Raw genomic sequence first — 18870 nt, forward strand, 5'->3', positions numbered from 1 at the left:
GGTACTGCAGTTATGTGGGAGAGTATGTCGCTGCCTTTCTTTTTTAAAACCCTTCATCAGATGATGAAGGGTTTTTTGTTTTTACGGGGTTTTGAAATTTATTTATTGCGAAAGATGTCGATTAATTGTTTTTTCTATTTTGGAAGTATAAAAAATGCCTTATTTTTACACTAAAATAAACTAAAAAATAATAGAATGGATTGGATTACTGCTAGAGAATTTGAAGATATAACCTATAAAAAATGCAACGGTGTTGCGAGAATTGCATTTAACAGACCCAATGTGCGTAACGCTTTTAGACCAAAAACGACATCCGAATTATATCAAGCTTTTTATGATGCACAAGAAGATACTTCGATTGGTGCAGTTTTGCTTTCTGCAGAAGGACCTTCAACTAAAGATGGTGTGTATTCGTTTTGCAGTGGTGGCGATCAAAATGCCCGTGGGCATCAAGGGTATGTTGGGGAAGATGGTCAACATCGTTTGAATATTCTTGAGGTTCAGCGATTAATCCGTTTCATGCCAAAAGTTGTTATTGCAGTTGTTCCAGGTTGGGCTGTTGGTGGAGGTCATAGTCTTCATGTAGTATGTGATATGACTTTGGCGAGTAAAGAACACGCTATTTTTAAACAGACGGATGCTGATGTGACAAGTTTTGACGGTGGTTACGGTTCTGCTTATCTTGCCAAAATGGTAGGACAGAAAAAAGCACGTGAGATTTTTTTCTTGGGTAGAAATTATTCGGCCCAAGAAGCTTTTGAAATGGGTATGGTAAATGCTGTTATTCCGCATGATGAATTGGAAGAAACTGCCTATCAATGGGCTCAAGAGGTTTTGGCTAAATCACCAACATCAATAAAAATGCTGAAATTTGCTATGAATCTTACTGATGATGGTATGGTAGGGCAACAAGTTTTTGCTGGTGAGGCTACCAGATTGGCTTATATGACTGAGGAAGCGAAAGAAGGAAGAAACGCTTTTCTTGAAAAACGTAAGCCAAATTTTGAGAAAAAATGGTTGCCATAAGGAAATATTTGAGGTTTAAAAGTTTAGAGTTTTTATACTAAAAAAATATAAATGCAGGATTTTACAAACGAAACTATCGATACTACACTGCTTCCAAAATTTGAGGAAGTTAAATTTTCTGTACTTCATCCTGATTATTGGAAAGTGATTTTAATTGGATTAAGTATTTCCTTCTTGATTATTGGTGGCGGAGCAGGTGTTGTTTTATATTTTAATGACGAGTTTTTTTCTTATATTTTCGAAATCAGTATGATTTATGCAGCTTTATTACTGATTGTACTTTTGTTTTCGAGAATGAGTTTCAATAAAAAAGGTTTTGCGTTTCGTACTCATGATGTATTATTCAGGCATGGAGTCATAGCAACAAATACACTTGTAATTCCTTACAACAGAGTGCAACATGTTGCCTTACATGAAGGACTGCTATCAAGATTTTTTGGTTTGGCTAAAATTGAAATTTTTACAGCTGGTGGCAGTTCCAGCGATATTCATATTCCTGGAATAGCTAAGGAACAGGCCGAAAATATCAAACAATTGCTGATGGGAAAAATTCAAAAACAATTATAATGAGAAATGATTTTAATCAGCCACAGAGACAATCTATTGTTGGAATTGTGGTTATGTTTCTCTATGCTCTTCAGGGGTATCTAAAGGCTTTATGGCCTGTTTTAGTGATTTGGCTTTTTAAGTTTGATGAAGTAAATAAATTCTACTTTTTTGTTGGAATTATCTCTTTTTTAGTTATTACTGGAATTATTTCTTATCTAAAATATTTAAAATTCACTTTTTATATCGATCAGGAAAATGATGAGTTTATTATAACTGAAGGCGTTTTTAATAAAAGTAAAACAGCTATTCAGCTTGATAAAATCCAGCAGGTTAATATTAATCAGTCCTTAATTCAACGATTGGTCGGGGTTTATGAATTAGCTGTTGATACTGCTGGTTCTAATAAAAAAGAAGCAGACATCAAAGCAATCTCTCATGATTTAGCACTTGACTTGAAAGCACGTTTGTTGACAAATGAAAAGCAATCACCAATTGATGATATAAGCTTTGTAAATAAACCTTTATCAGAAAGAGGTATCAACGAAGAAATTCCTTTTATAAAAATCAGTTTTTTGAGTTTGCTGAAAATTGGAATCACGTCCAATTATGTAAAAAGTTTTTTCATAATTCTGGCTTTTTTTATTTCAGTTTTTGATCATATCAAACAGTTGACAGGAAGAGATGTTTTGGAAGATCAGAAGATTCAAGATTATGTTGATACAAGTCAGATTACAACTGTTGCATTGATATTGTTTATCATTTTTTTTTCGACTGTGTTAGTTGTGAATTTAGTCAAAACGATATTTAAATATTTTGATTATAAAATTGCAAAGCAAAAAGGTTCCTTACTGCTTTCTTATGGATTGCTGAATACAAAAAGTACGATTTTAAAACCTGAAAAGGTTCAAATTACAAGTATTACTCAGAATTTCTTTCAGAAAAAAATGAATGTTCTGGAGCTTAAAATTGCACAGGCGACAGGGGGAGAGAAGGAAGATCATAAACTGGCTATTGAAATCCCGGGTTGTAACGATATTGAGAAAGATGCTATTCTGAAATTGTTATTTCAAAAGATCCCTGAAAAAGGAATAAGGCTGAAACCTAATTTTAGAAAACTGGGTTTTTCGGCTTTCCTAACTATAGGCTTGCCTTTGTTTGCATATTATTTTATTAGAAATATAGTGTTGGAGCAAATTCCTATGGTAGATTTTCTTGTGTTATTTTATGTGTTTTTTATAGGTATTATTCAGTTTTTTTTATTCAAAAACAATCGACTTTATATCAATGACGATTTTATAATTCTACAAAGCGGTGCCTGGGATATTACAAACAAAATAATTAAACCGAGTAAAATACAGGCAATTACAATATCACAGCTCTTTTGGCATAAAAATATCAACATTGGTTCTTTAACTTTACATACCGCAGGTGGGAATATTAGTTTTCAATTGGGTAATTTTACAGCCATAAAACAATATGTCAATCTTTGGCTGTACCGAATGGAAACTTCAGACAGTAATTGGATGTAGTTATAAAGTTAGAGATTGAAAAACAATATTAAGAATAGCAGAAGAGATTAATTGAAATATTTCCCTTAAACTTTAGGCAATTTTAAACTCTTAAACAATTTTAAACAAACCAAATAAATAATGAAACACTGGATTGAAGCAGCGAGATTAAGAACATTACCATTATCTGTTTCTGGAATAATTGTAGGGAGTATGTATGCACTGGCAAATCCTACAGAAAATGAGCTTACACCGTCAGAGAATTTTAGTTGGCAGATTTTTGCTTTTGCATTATTGACGACATTAGGATTGCAGGTTCTTTCTAATTTTGCCAATGATTATGGTGACGGAATAAAAGGAACCGATAATGAAGACAGAGTAGGGCCAAAACGTGCTATTCAGAGCGGAGTAATTACCCCACAGGCTATGAAAAAGGCTTTGGTTATTACCTCAATTTTAACTTTAGCATCCGCAATATTCCTGATATATGTAGCTTTTGGCGAAAGTAATTTAGCTTATTCCCTGTTTTATTTGGTGTTGGGTATTTTGGCAATTGCTTCTGCAATCCGCTATACTGTGGGGAAATCAGCTTACGGGTATCGTGGATACGGAGATATTTTTGTCTTTGTTTTCTTTGGGCTGGTAAGTACTTTGGGGGTAAATTTTTTATATTCAAAACAATTGGATTTAATCCTGATTTTGCCTGCTGTCGCAATTGGATTATTGAGTGTTGGAGTTTTAAATCTGAATAATATGCGTGATCAGGCTTCGGATGTTAAATCAGGCAAGAATACACTTGTTGTGAAAATGGGTGCTGAAAATGCTAAAAAATATCACTTTTTCCTGATTATAACAGCTATGGTTTCGGTTGTGCTGTTTGCGATATTAAGCGGTTTTCATTTTGACCAATACCTGTTTTTGTTAGCATACATTCCGCTGACCAAACATTTAATCACAGTTTCTAAAAACCAAGATCCAAAATTGCTTGATCCAGAATTGAAAAAAGTAGCCCTAAGTACCTTTTTGCTTTCCATATTACTTTCAATTTGTATGATTTCATTAATTTCAGATATTATTGTAAATGTTTTCCTTGGTGGAAGATAAAGTATTAATAGCACTATTTAAACTTACGTTAAAATGAAAATAACTTTCTACGGTCACGCTTCTTTGGGGATTGAGGTAAGCGGTAAACACATCATTGTGGATCCTTATATTTCGGCTAATCCCAAAGCTTCTCATATTGATATCAATAATCTGCAGGCAGATTTTATTTTACTCACTCACGCTCATGGGGATCATATTCTTGATGTAGAAGCGATTGCCAAAAGAACGAATGCGGTAATTGTTTCTAATGCAGAAATCGCTGGATATTATGCTAAGAAAGGATTTCAGTCGCACCCAATGAATCACGGTGGAAGCTGGAATTTCGACTTTGGAAAAGTAAAATATGTAAACGCTATTCATTCCAGTTCTTTTCCTGATGGCAGTAATGGCGGAAATCCAGGCGGTTTTGTAATCGAGGGCGAACATAAAAATATTTACATTGCCGGCGATACCGCTCTAACAATGGATATGAAATTGATTCCGATGCGTACACGGCTCGATTTGGTAATTTTACCGATTGGAGATAACTTCACGATGGATGTGGATGATGCCATAATCGCTTCCGATTTTGTAGACTGCGATAAAATTCTGGGTATTCATTATGATACCTTTGGATACATCGAAATTAATCATGAAGAAGCCATAAAGAAATTCTTCGACAAAGGAAAAGACTTGATGTTGCTAGAAATAGGAGGTTTTATCGAACTGTAAATATTTAAAAGTTTCTAAGATCTAAGTTTAAAGTTTTATCAAATAACTTCAGAGTCTTATAAATTTAGAATCTGTTAATCCTTTTTTATAATGACTAAACAACTTCATTTATTTATAACATTTCTATTTGCAACAAATGCATTCGCACAGCAAGACGGTTATTGGGATAAAGAACGGTCGACTACCAAAGAGGTAAAAGTATCTGCCCGCGATAGAATTGTTGTCAAAATCGATGATTTACCTCTTGGAACTACCGAGATTGTCTATAGAATTACTCTTTTGGACGAAAATCAGCAATTGGCCAGCAGTCTGGTCTCTGTACTGAAATCAATTCCAGATCCAACAGGAATCAGTCAGGGTTCAGCCGGAGCTGTTTTTGTCTTGTCTAAAATATCGGGTGATGATAAATGTACATATGCAATTTTCGCTAAAGAAAATTTAGCTGACGAATATAAAAATTCAGGTAAAACCTTCGAATCCTGTCTTGTTCAGGATGAACCAGTGAGTAAGGATGCAAAACACCTTTCTGTAGATAAATCAAGCTGTTTAAGCAATGATAACAGTTCGTTGTGGTTTGGTTTTGAGAGTAAAAACTGGATTATGAATCAAAAAATAATATTAGAAGCTGTTCCGTGGGTAGACAAAAAACTAAGCCGAGGGTGGACTTTAGAAAATAGAAAATCTATTATTGATCAATGTAAAACTTCCAGTCTGGCTCAGAAAATGAGCAATTCGGATAATTTTTGTGTCTGTGTATCGGACAGAATACAAGCCAAATACAAATTTCCAGAATTTCAAAAGCTGTTGCCAATGGAGCGGAATAAGGCTTTTAAAGATGCTGGCGCTATTTGCTTGAGTGAAACTAATGCTTCTCCTGCACTTTCTGCGGATTTACGTAAAGAGGCATCACTTTTAATAAAAAACGGCAAATATGGCCCTGCAATTGAAAAATTAGCCACAATAATAAGCAATGGCAACGCTGCAGTTCTAGATTATAATGCCATTGGGAGCAGTTATCTTTTGACTAAACAATATGGTAAAGCGTTAAAGTATCTTCTGGATGGCGAAAAACTGGATAATACAGAGCTGTTGATTCAGTTAAATCTGGCGCACGCATATCTGTTGAATGATAATTACAAAGAAGCCAAAAAAATCTACAAAAAGTACCAGAATCAAAACGTAACTGATAGTTTAAGCTGGATCCAAAAAACAGAACAGGATTTCAAAGCTTTCCAAAAAGCTGGAATACAGAACGAAGATTTTGAACGGATATTGAAATTGATCAAAGAGTAAGTAGTCAGTAATTAAAATTCACAATCAGTGAGAGCAGCTTATCATAAATATATACTAAATTTCAAGCGACCATCTGGAACTTCCCGTGGCGTAATGCTTGAAAAAGAAACCTGGTTTATTGTTCTGGATCTGGATGGTAAAAAAGGAATAGGCGAGTGCGGAATCCTGAGAGGTTTGAGTATTGATGACCGTCCAGATTATGAAGAGAAACTAAAATGGACCTGCGCTAATATTCATCTTGGAAAAGACATACTCTGGGAAGCTTTAATAGAATTTCCTTCAATACAATTTGGAATCGAGATGGCTTTCCAGTCTTTAGATAGTGAAAATCCTTTTCTGCTCTTTCCTTCTGAGTTTACAAAAGGAACAGAATCGATTGCTATTAATGGCCTGGTTTGGATGGGAGATGAGTCTTTTATGAAGCAGCAGATCGAGGAAAAATTAGCCGATGGATTTCGATGCATAAAACTTAAGATTGGTGCCATAGATTTTGATAAAGAACTGCAATTATTGCGGTTTATCAGGGAGCATTTTACACCAGAACAAGTTGAAATAAGGGTTGATGCAAATGGTGCCTTTGGTTTAAATGAAGCTTTATTTAAACTGAATCAATTATCTGGTTTTGAACCGCATAGTATAGAACAGCCGATTCAAAAAAACAACACTGACAGTATGGCAGAGCTGTGTAAAATCACACCTTTTCCTATTGCATTGGATGAGGAACTCATAGGTGTATTTACTAAAGCCGAAAAAGAGAATTTACTGCTAAAAATCAGGCCTCAGTATATCATTTTGAAGCCTAGTTTTGTGGGCGGTTTTCGAGGAACTCAGGAGTGGATTTCGTTAGCTCAAAAATACGATATTGGCTGGTGGATTACTTCTGCTTTAGAAAGTAATATTGGCCTCAATGCGATTGCACAATGGACATTTTTACTCAATAATTCCATGCCACAAGGATTAGGAACAGGTGCGCTGTATACTAATAATTTTGATTGCCCTTTACAGGTTTCAAAAGGACGGTTGTGGCACAGCAACGCGCTGAATTGGAATTTGGATATTGATACGATTTAATTTGTAATTTTTGTGAGAGTGATGGAACCTTTATGTTTTTCTGTAAAGTTTTTGTGTTTCCCTCTACCAATAACAGCTATTTTTCTTTAAAATCTACAGACAAAGAATTCACACAATAGCGCTGTCCTGTTTTTGTTGGACCATCCTCAAAGACATGGCCTAAATGTCCTCCACAATTGGCACAGACAATTTCGGTTCGTGTCATTCCGTGTGTTGCATCTGGGATATATTCTACTTTTCCTGGTATTGATTCATCAAAAGACGGCCAGCCACAGTGAGCATCAAACTTAGAATTGCTCTCAAACAGCGGAGAGCCACAGCCACCACAGCAGTAAACACCATTTTCAAAATGCAGATTATATTTTCCTGTATGTGGATATTCAGTTCCTTTCTGACGAAGAATTCTATAACGCTCACTGCCTAGTTCTTCTTCCCATTCTTTTTCTGATTTTATTATAGGATAACTCATAATATTTATTTTTTAATAAAATTAATTATTTTTTCAATCACTTTATGATCCGCCAGTATCTTTCTGTGTCCCAGATTTTCAGTCAGCATTAATTCTCCATTTTTTAAGTGTTCATAAATATTTATTCCTGCTTTTACTGGAACTTCAGGATCATTTTTATCATGAATTACCAAAGTTGGGATTGAAGTAGTTTTTGCAGCTTTGTAAGCGCTGTAATCATCCATCCTGCCACCGTATTTATATTCAAAATGTTCACACAGAAGTTTGCTTATCTTGGGTTTTAGTCCCAGTTTAGCAACAAAGTCATCAGTTATATCTTGAACAATATCTCCGCTTCCAATAATAATTGCCTTATTGATTTTTAAGCCTTCTTTTATGGCATTCATTACCGACATTCCTCCTAACGAATGGCCAATAGCAACTTCAAATGGCCCAAATTTTTTGTCTATTTCAGTTATAGAGGCAATAAATTCAATCATAATAGTCGAGTTTCCTGGCGATTTTCCATGCGCAGGAGCATCGAAGCTTACCGTTTGATATCCCAAGCCAACTAGTTCTTTTGCTATTTTGCATAATTGTGTGCCTCTTCCTGACCATCCATGTACTAAAAGCACTTTTTTATTCAAATTGCTTTTGCCATACTCATAAATAGTAACTGTCCTGTTTATGGCAGGAATTGTGATTATTTGCTGTTCACTTTTTGCATCCATTTCGATTTCCCGTTTTGGAAGCTTATGTTTTATTGGGGTAATAAACAATTTGGACGCATATAAAACTGCCCACTTAGTAGATAGAAACGCAATAAACTTACTAGATAGTATTATAATTTTAGGAATTTTTAAAGGCTTAGTGTGATTTGAGGTATTTTTTGCCATATTGATAAATTTGTAAGAAGGCTTTTAAATGTTAATTTTTTTTAACTAAATTTAGAAAACACAAAAGTACTATAAATTTAATGTTAATATAATTTAGCTTTCTGCTATAAAATTAGCAAATTTTTAAATTTTGTGCAGTAGCAGTTTAGTTGGCAAGAATTATTTTTTTTAAGTATAACGAGTAATTGATGGAAATACTTCACATGGGAGCAGAATGTTACCCCGTTGCAAAGGTGGGGGGGCTTGCTGATGTAATTGGAGCATTGCCAAAATTTCAAAATAACGGGAAAAATAATGTCAGTATTGCTATTCCATGCTATCAGACGGCATTCAGAACTGAAAATGATTTCGAATGTGTTTATTGGGATAAATTAAAATTAGGGCATTTTAATTTTCCTTATAAGGTACTTCAGGAAAAATCAAGTAAACTAGGATTTAAATTATATTTAATTGAAATACCTGAGCTTTTTGACAGGCCAGATATTTATAACTATTTAGATGATGTCGAACGCTTTTTGGCTTTTCAAATCGCGGTATTGGACTGGATTGCAGCACAGAATTTTATTCCGGATATTATTCATTGCCACGATCATCATACAGGATTAATTCCTTTTATGAAAAAATATTGCCCTAAATATGATAATTTAAAAAATATTCCAACAATTCTAACTATTCACAATGGCTTATATCAAGGGATATTTTCATTTAATAAATTGTATTACCTGCCTGAATTTGATTTGATTCATATTAAGGAATTAGAATGGGGAAATTGCATTAACTCACTGGCAGCAGCTATAAAATGTGCTGATGAAATTACAACTGTTTCACCAAGTTATCTCAGTGAATTGAATTATTCAGACAATGGACTTGAAACATTATTTCAGCAATTCAGGGACAAGTCTAAAGGAATTCTTAATGGAATCGATATTGATGTATGGAATCCTGAAAAAGATTCAATGCTTGAGATGAATTATTCGGTTGCGACTGTTAAAGATGGCAAACAGCTGAATAAGGAATATTTGTGTTCGCTTTTCAATATGGATGCTGGAAAACCGCTTTTTAGTTTTATTGGCAGATTATACAATGAAAAAGGAGCTGATTTGTTACACAGAGTTATAACATCGGCTTTGACACATTATAAAAACCAGATTAATTTCCTGATTTTGGGATATGGAGATCATGAAATAGAGAAGCAGTTAAAAGATTTGTCCGAAGTTTATCAGCAAAATTATTATGCTCATATTGGTTATAACGAAGAATTGGCTCATAAAACATATGCTGGCTCTGATTTTATATTAATTCCGTCCCGCATTGAGCCTTGTGGATTAAACCAGATGTATGCTATGCGTTATGGAACAATTCCAATAGTACGAAGAACAGGCGGTTTGAAAGATACTGTTGTCGATTTTGAGGATAATGGAAATGGCATTTGTCATAATCTTGCCACCGCCGAAGATATTTGCAATGCTATACAGAGAGCTGTCGACTTGTATCCGCGCAAAGACGAAATAGGTCAAATTAGGCTAAAAGGAATGAATACTGACCATTCTTGGCAACACGTAAGCCAGGAATATATTGAATTATATAATTTAATTATTGCAAAAAGACATGAAAACTAAAAAGAAAAATGTTATCGCTATTATTTTAGGTGGTGGTCAAGGTTCCAGATTATTTCCGCTTACCGCCAGAAGATCAAAACCAGCAGTGCCAATAGGCGGAAAATACAGGTTAGTAGATATTCCTATTTCTAATTGCATCAATTCTGATATTTATAAGATGTTTGTGTTAACGCAATTCAATTCGGCTTCTCTTAACGCTCATATTAAGAACACTTATAACTTTAGTATTTTTAGTCAGTCTTTTGTAGATATTCTAGCTGCAGAACAAACACCGGACAACCCAACATGGTTTCAGGGAACGGCTGATGCAGTAAGGCAATGCATGCCACATTTTTTAAATCATGATTTTGATTATGCCTTAATTTTATCCGGGGATCAATTGTATCAGATGGATTTTAATGAAATGCTTGAGGCTCATATGGAAGCTGAAGCTGACATTTCTATTGCTACATTACCTGTAAATGCAAAAGATGCACCTGAATTTGGAATCTTAAAAACAAATTCAGACAGCACAATACAATCTTTTATTGAGAAACCTGCAAAGGAATTATTATCTGGCTGGACATCAGAAGTAAGTGATGAAATGAAAAGCCAGGGGAAGAATTATCTGGCCTCGATGGGTATTTATATCTTTAATAGAAAACTATTAATTGAATTAATGGCCGATCCAGAAACAAAAGATTTTGGAAAAGAAATTATACCTCAGGCTGTCGGAAGTAAAAAACTGTTAAGCTATCAATATGAAGGCTATTGGACAGATATTGGAAATATTGATTCATTCTTTGAAGCCAATATTGGACTAACAGATGATATTCCTCAATTTAATCTGTTTGATAATGATAATAGGATATACACCAGACCACGTTTGCTTTCTCCGTCTAAATTTCACAATACCTTAGTCGAAAGATCATTAATCTCAGAGGGATGCATTATTCATGCCAAAGAAATCACGAAGTCTGTCATTGGAAACCGCTCTCGCATAGGAGAGGGAACGGTTATTCAGCACAGTTATGTAATGGGTAATGATTTATACCAGAGTATTGAAGATATCAGGGAAAATATTGAAAACAATATCCCTTTAATTGGTATTGGCGAAAGATGCTTTATCCATAATGCAATTGTGGATAAGAATTGCAGAATTGGAAATGATGTGTACGTAAAAGGTGGTAAACATCTGGATGATACTGTCAATGAATTGTACTGTGTAAAAGAAGGAATTGTTGTAATCCGGAAAGGTGCCATAATTCCTGATGGCTTTACTGTTAAATAAAAAATCAAAAAAATTAAAATTATTTTTAAGACTTCAATTACACCAAGTAGAAAGTTCAATTTATTGTGCTTTCAATTTGGTGTAATTTATAATTATTGATTTCTATCTCAAAAAAACTTAATATATTTAATACGCAATACAAATTTCTTCATTTGATTTAAGCAAATCCAATTCTTTTTATTCCGCAGTTGTGCTAAAAAAGTTGCTTAATAGGGTGATTTTTATTTTTTATTCATAACAAACAAAGAGTATTGAATCGAATAAATAGATTATTTGTATTTTTTAAAATTAGTTTCAATAAAACTTTAATTTTTACTAAATTTCATATTCAATTTAACATATACTATGCAAAATCAAACCCGTATAATTATAGAAAATGTTTTGCCTCAGCTCAATGGTGGCAGTTTTGCTATTAAAAGGATTATTGGCCAGAAAGTAATTGTGACAGCCGAAGTTTTCTCGGATGGGCATGACGTTGTAGAATGCTGTGTAAAATATAAGCATGAATCTGAAAATAATTGGCAGGAAGTTCGAATGACACATATTCAAAACGATGAATGGTCTGCAGTATTCCATGTTGAAAAACAAGGAAGATATACCTATTTTGTTGAAGGCTGGGTAGATTATGCATTAAACTGGCAGCATGGTACGGAGCGAAAAATTAATGATAATCAATATGTAAAATCAGAACTGCTGGAAGGTGCAGAATATGTTCAGGCAGTTCTAAGCTATGCGGATGCCACAGAAAGTGAATATCTCAATAGATTGCATTATTATTTTACGGCAGAATCCGAATATGATAATGCGGTTAGAGAAGCAAAATCGGATGAATTGTTTAAAATTTTCAAGAAATATCCAATCCGATTTTTAGAAAATAAATCTATTGATTTGGAAATATATGTAGATCGCAAAAAAGCACTTTTCAGTACTTGGTATGAATTTTTTCCGCGTTCTGCATCCGAAGAGGAAGGAAAACACGGAACTTTCAAAGACTGCGAAAGACTGCTTCCCAGAGTTGCAGCAATGGGATTTGATACACTTTATTTTCCGCCTATTCATCCTATTGGAGAAGTGAATAGAAAAGGAAAAAATAATGCTACAAATGCCGAATTTGGCGATGTAGGTTCTCCTTGGGGAATTGGCTCCCATCATGGCGGACACAAATCCACACATCCTGAATTAGGTTCTATTGAAGATTTTAAAGATCTGGTTAAAAAAGCAAAAGATTTAGGTATTGAAGTCGCAATGGATTATGCCCTGCAGGCCGCGCCGGATCATCCTTATGTAAAAGATTTTCCGCAATGGTTCAAATGGAGGCCAGACGGAACGGTGCAGTATGCTGAAAACCCTCCCAAAAAATACCAGGATATTCAGCCTATTTATTTTGAGAGTTCCGACTGGAAAAACCTTTGGAAAGAACTGCTTGATGTAGCTTTATTCTGGATTGAAGAATGTGGCATTCAAATTTTCAGAGTTGATAATCCACATACCAAACCCTTTTATTTTTGGGGCTGGCTGATTGCTGAAATCAAAAAGAAGCATCCCGATGTTTTATTTCTTGCAGAAGCATTTACAAGGCCAAAAATTATGAATGAGCTTGCTAAACAAGGTTTCAGCCAGTCTTACACTTATTTTACCTGGAGAAATACCAAACAGGAATTGACAGAATATGTTGAAGAATTAACGCAGACCGAACAAAAAGAATTTTACAGGCCAAACTTCTGGCCGAATACCCCAGACATTAATCCTTTTGCTTTGCAAAATGGCAATGAATCAGTGCATCTGCAAAAATATTTTCTTGCTGCAACCTTAAGTTCCAATATGGGAATTTATGGACCGGTTTTTGAGTACATGGTTAGTACACCAATGGCTCAGGGCAAGGAGGAATATCTGGATTCTGAAAAATACCAATGCTATAAATGGGACTGGAACATACAAAATAAACTTACTACGCTTATAACACGCATAAACGCAATCCGAAAGGAACAAACTTCATTACAGCAGACTAATAATATTGTTTTTTGTGAAACTAATAATGATCAGGTAATTGCGTATTATAAATTTGATGAGACTCGACAAGACGAAACGCTTATGATTGTTAGTTTGGATGCATTTCAAACAGGCAGAGCAATGGTCAAATTACCATCAGAAATTGGAACTCAGAACATTCAGATTACCGATTTGATAACAGGGAATACCTATTATTGGAATAATGAATGGAATTATATAGAACTTCCTCCAGAATTGCCTTTTCATCTATTTAAAATTCACAAATAATGGCTGATAAAATTAACGAAGCCGAATATCAAAATCCATTTGTATTTCATACCAATTGGAATGATGCTTTTGAAGACGAAAGTTTTGTCAAGATTTTTGCCTCAGATATTTTAGAAAATTACATTATCAATAAAAGATGGTACGGTGGCAAAGCCAGTACGCTGAAATATATTGAAATTGTACATTCTTTTAAAATAAATTCAAGTGAGAACACATATTACGGCGTTTTATTAGAAGTTAATTTTAAAGAAGCTTTTTATCAGCACTATTTTATGCCTGTGGCCTTTATGTCCGAAGAAGATCTGGATACAAATACCGTAATAGCCCCAGTTGTGATGAATGAACAGGAAGGCTATCTGGTTGATGCCTTGCATCAGGAAGATTTCAGGAAATTACTTTTCGAAAAAATAATTCATTCCAAAAAAAATGAAGATTCAAAAGTAAAATTTCATAAAGGAAAAGCTCTGCATGCCAAAGAATATATTTCGTCTCACTTTATGGGAGTAGAGCAAAGCAATACTTCGATAATATTTAATGATAATCTGGTTCTGAAAATTTTCAGGAGAATTTACATCAGCATGAATCCTGACTATGAAATAAGCCGTTTCCTTACCGAGAGAATGAATTTCGGGTATTCTCCCGCTTATACAGGAAGTATCAGTATTGTATCTTCTGATGGAAATATTACACTTGGCTTAATGCAGGAACTGGTACCAAATCAGGGTGATGCATGGAAATATATGCTGGAAGAAGTTGATCGGATTTTCGATAATTTAAGTGCAAAAAAAATTTCTGTTGCCAAACTGCCTGATATTGAATTATTCAAACGCTTAAAACTAAATGATGTTCCTCATGAAATTATTGATTGGGCAGGATTGAGCATTTTTTTAAAAATTAAAACTTTGGCAACGCGAACAGCCGAAATGCATATTGCTCTTGGCAGTGATATTCATGAAACTGCATTTACTCCGCTTACTTATAATGGTGATTATTCAGTCTGGCTCAAAAATAGATTAACATATCAGTTTCAAAACCGATTGAATATTTTAGAAAACAATCTGCATAAGCTGGATGGATTAGCTTTAGAATTGGCCAATCAATTTTTGGATCATAAAAAAGAAATCCGGAAAGTCTTTCTCGATTTTGACTGGACTCAGATGAAATCGGAACGTATACGTATTCATGGAGATTATCATTTAGGTCAGGTTTTAGTGAATGGAGATGATTTTTACATACTTGATTTTGAAGGAGAACCCGAAAGCACAATTCGTGACCGCAAAGTAAAACAGCCTCCTTTGAAAGATGTTGCTGGCATGTTTCGTTCCTTTCATTATGCCATATATGCCACAATTTTTAATAGCAATGATAAATATCCATTTGGACAGGATGAACTTTTTCAGGCTGGAGAAATTTTGTATAAATATTTTGTTGGTGTTTTTCTAAACACTTATACCGAAGTAGCGCAGGGAGGAAACTTAAATATTGGCTACATAAAAGAAATTGATTTTTTATTGAAATATTGTCTTTTGGAAAAAGCCATATATGAACTGGGCTACGAATTAAACTCCAGGCCACGATGGTCAGTAATTCCATTAACTGGAATCGCCAGCATAATGGATTATAATAAAATTAATTGAATGCATTTTCACAGAAAAAATAAACATAAAAATGAACAAAGTACAATCTTATTCCCTTTTTACAGATTTTGATATTGATTTATTTAAAGCAGGCAAACATTTCCGGCTTTATGAAAAATTAGGAGCGCATCTAATCGAAGTCGATGGTGTAAAAGGAGTTTACTTTGCTGTATGGGCACCATCTGCAAGAACTGTTTCTGTTGTTGGCGATTTTAATTATTGGATTCAAGGAGAGCATCCATTGCAGGTAAGATGGGATTCATCTGGAATCTGGGAAGGGTTTATTCCAGGTATTGAACAGGGCACGACTTACAAATACAAGATACAATCTAACAATGATGGAATTATTACAGAAAAAGCAGATCCATTTGCTTTTTATTGCGAAAAACCACCACATACAGCTTCGGTTATTTGGGATCTTGATTATAATTGGAAAGATAAAAAATGGATGCAGGCCCGCAAGGAACATAATGACTTGGACAAACCCTATTCTGTTTATGAAGTTCATTTAGGATCTTGGAAGAGACATGGCGAAGAAAATCGTTTTTTGACTTATTTGGAATATGCCGAAGATCTGGTAAAATATGTTAAGGAAACTGGTTTTACGCATGTAGAATTCATGCCAGTTATGGAGTATCCGTATGATCCATCATGGGGATATCAATTGGTGGGGTATTTTGCTCCAACATCCCGTTTTGGAAACCCTCAGGATTTTATGGTACTGGTCGATAAACTGCATCAGGCGGGTATTGGAGTTATTCTGGATTGGGTTCCTTCACACTTTCCAGAAGATGCTCACGGATTGGGTTTTTTTGACGGATCTAACTTATTTGAGCATCCAGACCGAAGAAAAGGTTATCATCCGGATTGGAAAAGTCTGGTTTTTAATTATGGGCGAAATGAAGTACGTTCCTTTTTAATCAGTAATGCACTGTTTTGGCTGCATCATTATCATATTGATGGACTCAGAGTAGATGCAGTAGCTTCGATGCTCTATTTAGATTATTCAAGAAACGAAGGGGAGTGGGAGCCAAATATTTATGGAGGAAGAGAAAATTTAGACACCATCAGTTTTTTAAAAGATTTTAATGAAGCCGTATATTCTAATTATGAAGGAGTACAGACCATTGCCGAAGAAAGCACTTCGTTTCCAATGGTTTCGAGGCCAACATTTGCTGGAGGATTAGGTTTTGGAATGAAATGGATGATGGGCTGGATGCATGATACGCTGCAGTATTTTCAAAAAGAAACAGTGTATCGAAAATACCATCAAAATGATTTAACATTCTCAATGACTTATACATATACTGAAAATTTTATGCTTCCTCTTTCTCACGATGAAGTAGTATATGGTAAAAGATCTATTTTGGGAAGAATGCCTGGTGATGAGTGGCAGAGATTTGCAAATCTGCGCTTGCTTTATAGTTATATGTTTACGCATCCTGGTGCCAAATTACTATTTATGGGAGCAGAATTTGGGCAAAGCGGAGAGTGGGATTTCCAGAATAGCCTCGATTGGCACTTGCTGCAATATGATTTTCACAACGGAATAAAAAAAACAATTACAAAACTCAACCAATTGTATAAAACGGAGCCTGCTTTATATGAAAAACAGTTCAGTCCTGACGGTTTTGAATGGATTAATTATTCTGACCATGAAAATGCGGTAATGTCTTTTATTAGAAAAGGAAATAATTCAAAAGACGATTTAATTGTTATACTCAATTTTACTCAGGTAGTAAGGGAAAATTATAAAATTGGAATTCCAAAGTCTGGCCAATTAATTGAAATATTTAATAGCGATGATACCGATTTTGGAGGAAGCGGAGTAAAAAATAATAAAAAACTAACCGTAGATATTAACCCTTATGATGGAAAAGAGTATTCAGCCTCGCTGACACTTCCACCATTGGGAGTTATTGTTTTTAAAATGGAATAGATAAAAATCAATCTGAAAATTAATATAAAGCAATAGCCCGATTTATGTTTTTAAAGAAAAAAATAAATACATTCGCAGCATAAAAAAGACAGATATGGCAGATTTAGCAAAAGGAAGTAAAAAATTATTGAACGCATGGGCATTCTACGATTGGGCAAACTCTGTTTATCCATTAGTTATTTCATCGGCTATATTTCCAATTTTTTATGAAGCATTATTTTCAGAAAGAAGCCACTATATTGAAGTTTTTGGAATGAGTTTAAAAAACTCTGCATTAATTAGTTTTGTTACAGCTGCCGCTTTTTTGATGGTCGCTATATTTTCACCATTACTATCAGGAATAGCTGATTATGTAGGAAATAAAAAATCTTTTATGAAGTTTTTTTGCTATGTTGGTGCTTTATCCTGCATCGGATTGAATTGGTTTAGCTTAGAAAATATTTATGTGGGTTTATTTTTTTACTTTTTTGGTTTAATTGGTTTTTGGGGAAGCTTAGTGTTTTATAATTCCTACCTTCCAGATGTTGCATATCCTGAACAGCAGGATGCGGTAAGCGCTAAAGGGTATTCTTTGGGATATATTGGAAGTGTTATTTTACTGATTCTAAATTTAGGAATGGTAATGTATCCAGATGTTTTCGATATTAAAGGAAGCACAGGCGAAGCAGCAATGAAAGCGATGAGGTATTCTTTTATCATGGTTGGAATGTGGTGGATTCTCTTTAGCCAATATACCTATTATTTTTTGCCGAAAGGAAATAAAACAGCTGATCGAAAAGTAACTAAAGCTGTTGTTTTTAATGGTTTCAATGAATTAAAAAAAGTCTGGAAATTATTGGAAGCAAACATTCCATTAAAAAAATATTTAATTAGTTTTTTTGTTTACAGCATGGCAGTGCAGACCGTAATGCTTATCGCTACCTATTTTGGTTCTCAGGAAATAGCTTGGGAATCTCCAAGTCAAAGTCAAAAAGGATTGATTATATGTATTTTATTAATTCAGCTGGTTGCAGTTGGAGGCGCAATTCTGACTTCAAAAGCATCTGCTAAATTTGGAAATATACCTACCCTTATCGTGATAAACTGTTTCTGGGTAATACTTTGTTCAGCTGCTTACTTTATAGTTACGCCAAATCAATTTTATGTAATGGCAGCATTAGTTGGGCTTGTTATGGGCGGAATCCAGGCATTATCGCGTTCTACTTATTCCAAATTATTGCCAGAAACCGAGGATACAGCTTCTTTTTTCAGTTTTTATGATGTTACTGAAAAAATAGGAATTGTAATAGGAATGTGTGTGTATGGTATAATCGATCAAATTACGGGAAGTCCAAGATTAGCCATCGTATTTTTGGCAATATTCTTTGTAATTGGTGTTTTGCTTTTGAATAAAGTCCCAAAAAACGAAACGGTTTCAAATGAAGTATCATAGCAATGATGAGGTCAAAACATTATTAAAGACAATTACAATTTTTTCAAAATATAAAAGGCTGTTCTTAGACAGCCTTTATATTTTTATATA

The 18870-nt window shown here is 34.4% G+C and carries 15 protein-coding genes; 13 read left to right on the forward strand and 2 right to left on the reverse strand.

Annotated elements, in window-relative coordinates; all coding sequences use genetic code 11:
• Positions 1-195: 195 nt before the first annotated feature.
• From ABEG11_RS13570 to ABEG11_RS13600, 7 genes are all read left to right on the forward strand, one after another.
• Positions 196-1026: a 1,4-dihydroxy-2-naphthoyl-CoA synthase gene (locus ABEG11_RS13570; RefSeq protein WP_348824705.1), complete on the forward strand. Its 831-nt coding sequence runs from the start codon at positions 196-198 to the stop codon at positions 1024-1026.
• 51 nt (positions 1027-1077) lie between these two features.
• Positions 1078-1593 (forward strand): PH domain-containing protein, encoded by a 516-nt coding sequence (locus ABEG11_RS13575; protein WP_348824706.1) that lies wholly within the window; start codon positions 1078-1080, stop codon positions 1591-1593.
• Positions 1593-3104 carry a PH domain-containing protein gene (locus ABEG11_RS13580; protein ID WP_348824707.1) on the forward strand — a complete coding sequence of 504 codons (1512 nt, stop codon included), beginning with the start codon at positions 1593-1595 and terminating at the stop codon, positions 3102-3104. Before ABEG11_RS13575 ends, ABEG11_RS13580 begins: the two co-directional genes overlap by 1 nt.
• Before the next feature lie 120 nt (positions 3105-3224).
• Positions 3225-4187, forward strand: coding sequence for a 1,4-dihydroxy-2-naphthoate octaprenyltransferase (gene menA / locus ABEG11_RS13585; RefSeq protein ID WP_348824708.1), 963 nt, complete (start codon positions 3225-3227; stop codon positions 4185-4187).
• 33 nt (positions 4188-4220) lie between these two features.
• On the forward strand, positions 4221-4898 hold the full coding sequence (locus ABEG11_RS13590; RefSeq protein WP_348824709.1) for a metal-dependent hydrolase: 678 nt from the start codon (positions 4221-4223) through the stop codon (positions 4896-4898).
• A 90-nt stretch (positions 4899-4988) separates the two neighbouring features.
• Complete coding sequence (locus tag ABEG11_RS13595; protein WP_348824710.1) at positions 4989-6191, forward strand: tetratricopeptide repeat protein; 1203 nt, start codon at positions 4989-4991, stop codon at positions 6189-6191.
• Between the two features lie 27 nt (positions 6192-6218).
• Positions 6219-7262, forward strand: a complete 1044-nt coding sequence (locus ABEG11_RS13600; RefSeq protein WP_348824711.1) for an o-succinylbenzoate synthase — start codon at positions 6219-6221, stop codon at positions 7260-7262.
• A 76-nt stretch (positions 7263-7338) separates the two neighbouring features.
• On the opposite strand, the gene msrB is transcribed toward ABEG11_RS13600, so the two are convergent.
• Both msrB and ABEG11_RS13610 read right to left on the reverse strand, forming a co-directional pair.
• Complete coding sequence (gene msrB / locus ABEG11_RS13605; RefSeq protein WP_348824712.1) at positions 7339-7731, reverse strand: peptide-methionine (R)-S-oxide reductase MsrB; 393 nt, start codon at positions 7729-7731, stop codon at positions 7339-7341.
• A gap of 5 nt (positions 7732-7736) precedes the next feature.
• The gene (locus ABEG11_RS13610; RefSeq protein ID WP_348824713.1) at positions 7737-8606 is read right to left on the reverse strand and encodes an alpha/beta hydrolase family protein; all 870 of its coding nucleotides are present in this window, start codon (positions 8604-8606) and stop codon (positions 7737-7739) included.
• A gap of 188 nt (positions 8607-8794) precedes the next feature.
• Here ABEG11_RS13610 and ABEG11_RS13615 point away from each other — a divergent pair, with 188 nt between their 5' ends.
• From ABEG11_RS13615 to ABEG11_RS13640, 6 genes are all read left to right on the forward strand, one after another.
• Positions 8795-10225: a glycogen synthase gene (locus ABEG11_RS13615; protein WP_348824714.1), complete on the forward strand. Its 1431-nt coding sequence runs from the start codon at positions 8795-8797 to the stop codon at positions 10223-10225.
• A complete protein-coding gene (locus tag ABEG11_RS13620) occupies positions 10215-11495 on the forward strand; it encodes a glucose-1-phosphate adenylyltransferase (protein WP_348824715.1) in 1281 nt (426 codons plus the stop codon). The genes ABEG11_RS13615 and ABEG11_RS13620 overlap by 11 nt, the downstream gene beginning before the upstream one ends.
• 345 nt (positions 11496-11840) lie before the next feature.
• A complete protein-coding gene (locus ABEG11_RS13625) occupies positions 11841-13772 on the forward strand; it encodes an alpha-1,4-glucan--maltose-1-phosphate maltosyltransferase (protein WP_348824716.1) in 1932 nt (643 codons plus the stop codon).
• The gene (locus ABEG11_RS13630; RefSeq protein ID WP_348824717.1) at positions 13772-15409 is read left to right on the forward strand and encodes a maltokinase N-terminal cap-like domain-containing protein; all 1638 of its coding nucleotides are present in this window, start codon (positions 13772-13774) and stop codon (positions 15407-15409) included. Before ABEG11_RS13625 ends, ABEG11_RS13630 begins: the two co-directional genes overlap by 1 nt.
• Before the next feature lie 31 nt (positions 15410-15440).
• Positions 15441-17348, forward strand: coding sequence for a 1,4-alpha-glucan branching protein GlgB (glgB, locus tag ABEG11_RS13635; RefSeq protein WP_348824718.1), 1908 nt, complete (start codon positions 15441-15443; stop codon positions 17346-17348).
• A gap of 94 nt (positions 17349-17442) precedes the next feature.
• On the forward strand, positions 17443-18780 hold the full coding sequence (locus ABEG11_RS13640) for an MFS transporter (RefSeq protein WP_348824719.1): 1338 nt from the start codon (positions 17443-17445) through the stop codon (positions 18778-18780).
• Positions 18781-18870: the final 90 nt, after the last annotated feature.

This window comes from Flavobacterium aestuarii, from assembly GCF_040049115.1.
Classification (GTDB): domain Bacteria; phylum Bacteroidota; class Bacteroidia; order Flavobacteriales; family Flavobacteriaceae; genus Flavobacterium; species Flavobacterium aestuarii.

Bases quoted from the DNA above. Each gene is read 5' to 3' on its own strand.
- ABEG11_RS13615 (WP_348824714.1), top strand. From the start codon at position 8,795: ATGGAAATACTTCACATGGGAGCAGAATGTTACCCCGTTGCAAAGGTG.
- ABEG11_RS13580 (WP_348824707.1), top strand. From the start codon at position 1,593: ATGAGAAATGATTTTAATCAGCCACAGAGACAATCTATTGTTGGAATT.
- menA (WP_348824708.1), top strand. From the start codon at position 3,225: ATGAAACACTGGATTGAAGCAGCGAGATTAAGAACATTACCATTATCT.
- ABEG11_RS13630 (WP_348824717.1), top strand. From the start codon at position 13,772: ATGGCTGATAAAATTAACGAAGCCGAATATCAAAATCCATTTGTATTT.
- ABEG11_RS13595 (WP_348824710.1), top strand. From the start codon at position 4,989: ATGACTAAACAACTTCATTTATTTATAACATTTCTATTTGCAACAAAT.
- ABEG11_RS13620 (WP_348824715.1), top strand. From the start codon at position 10,215: ATGAAAACTAAAAAGAAAAATGTTATCGCTATTATTTTAGGTGGTGGT.
- ABEG11_RS13640 (WP_348824719.1), top strand. From the start codon at position 17,443: ATGGCAGATTTAGCAAAAGGAAGTAAAAAATTATTGAACGCATGGGCA.
- ABEG11_RS13625 (WP_348824716.1), top strand. From the start codon at position 11,841: ATGCAAAATCAAACCCGTATAATTATAGAAAATGTTTTGCCTCAGCTC.
- ABEG11_RS13570 (WP_348824705.1), top strand. From the start codon at position 196: ATGGATTGGATTACTGCTAGAGAATTTGAAGATATAACCTATAAAAAA.
- ABEG11_RS13610 (WP_348824713.1), bottom strand. From the start codon at position 8,606: ATGGCAAAAAATACCTCAAATCACACTAAGCCTTTAAAAATTCCTAAA.
- ABEG11_RS13590 (WP_348824709.1), top strand. From the start codon at position 4,221: ATGAAAATAACTTTCTACGGTCACGCTTCTTTGGGGATTGAGGTAAGC.
- ABEG11_RS13575 (WP_348824706.1), top strand. From the start codon at position 1,078: ATGCAGGATTTTACAAACGAAACTATCGATACTACACTGCTTCCAAAA.
- glgB (WP_348824718.1), top strand. From the start codon at position 15,441: ATGAACAAAGTACAATCTTATTCCCTTTTTACAGATTTTGATATTGAT.
- msrB (WP_348824712.1), bottom strand. From the start codon at position 7,731: ATGAGTTATCCTATAATAAAATCAGAAAAAGAATGGGAAGAAGAACTA.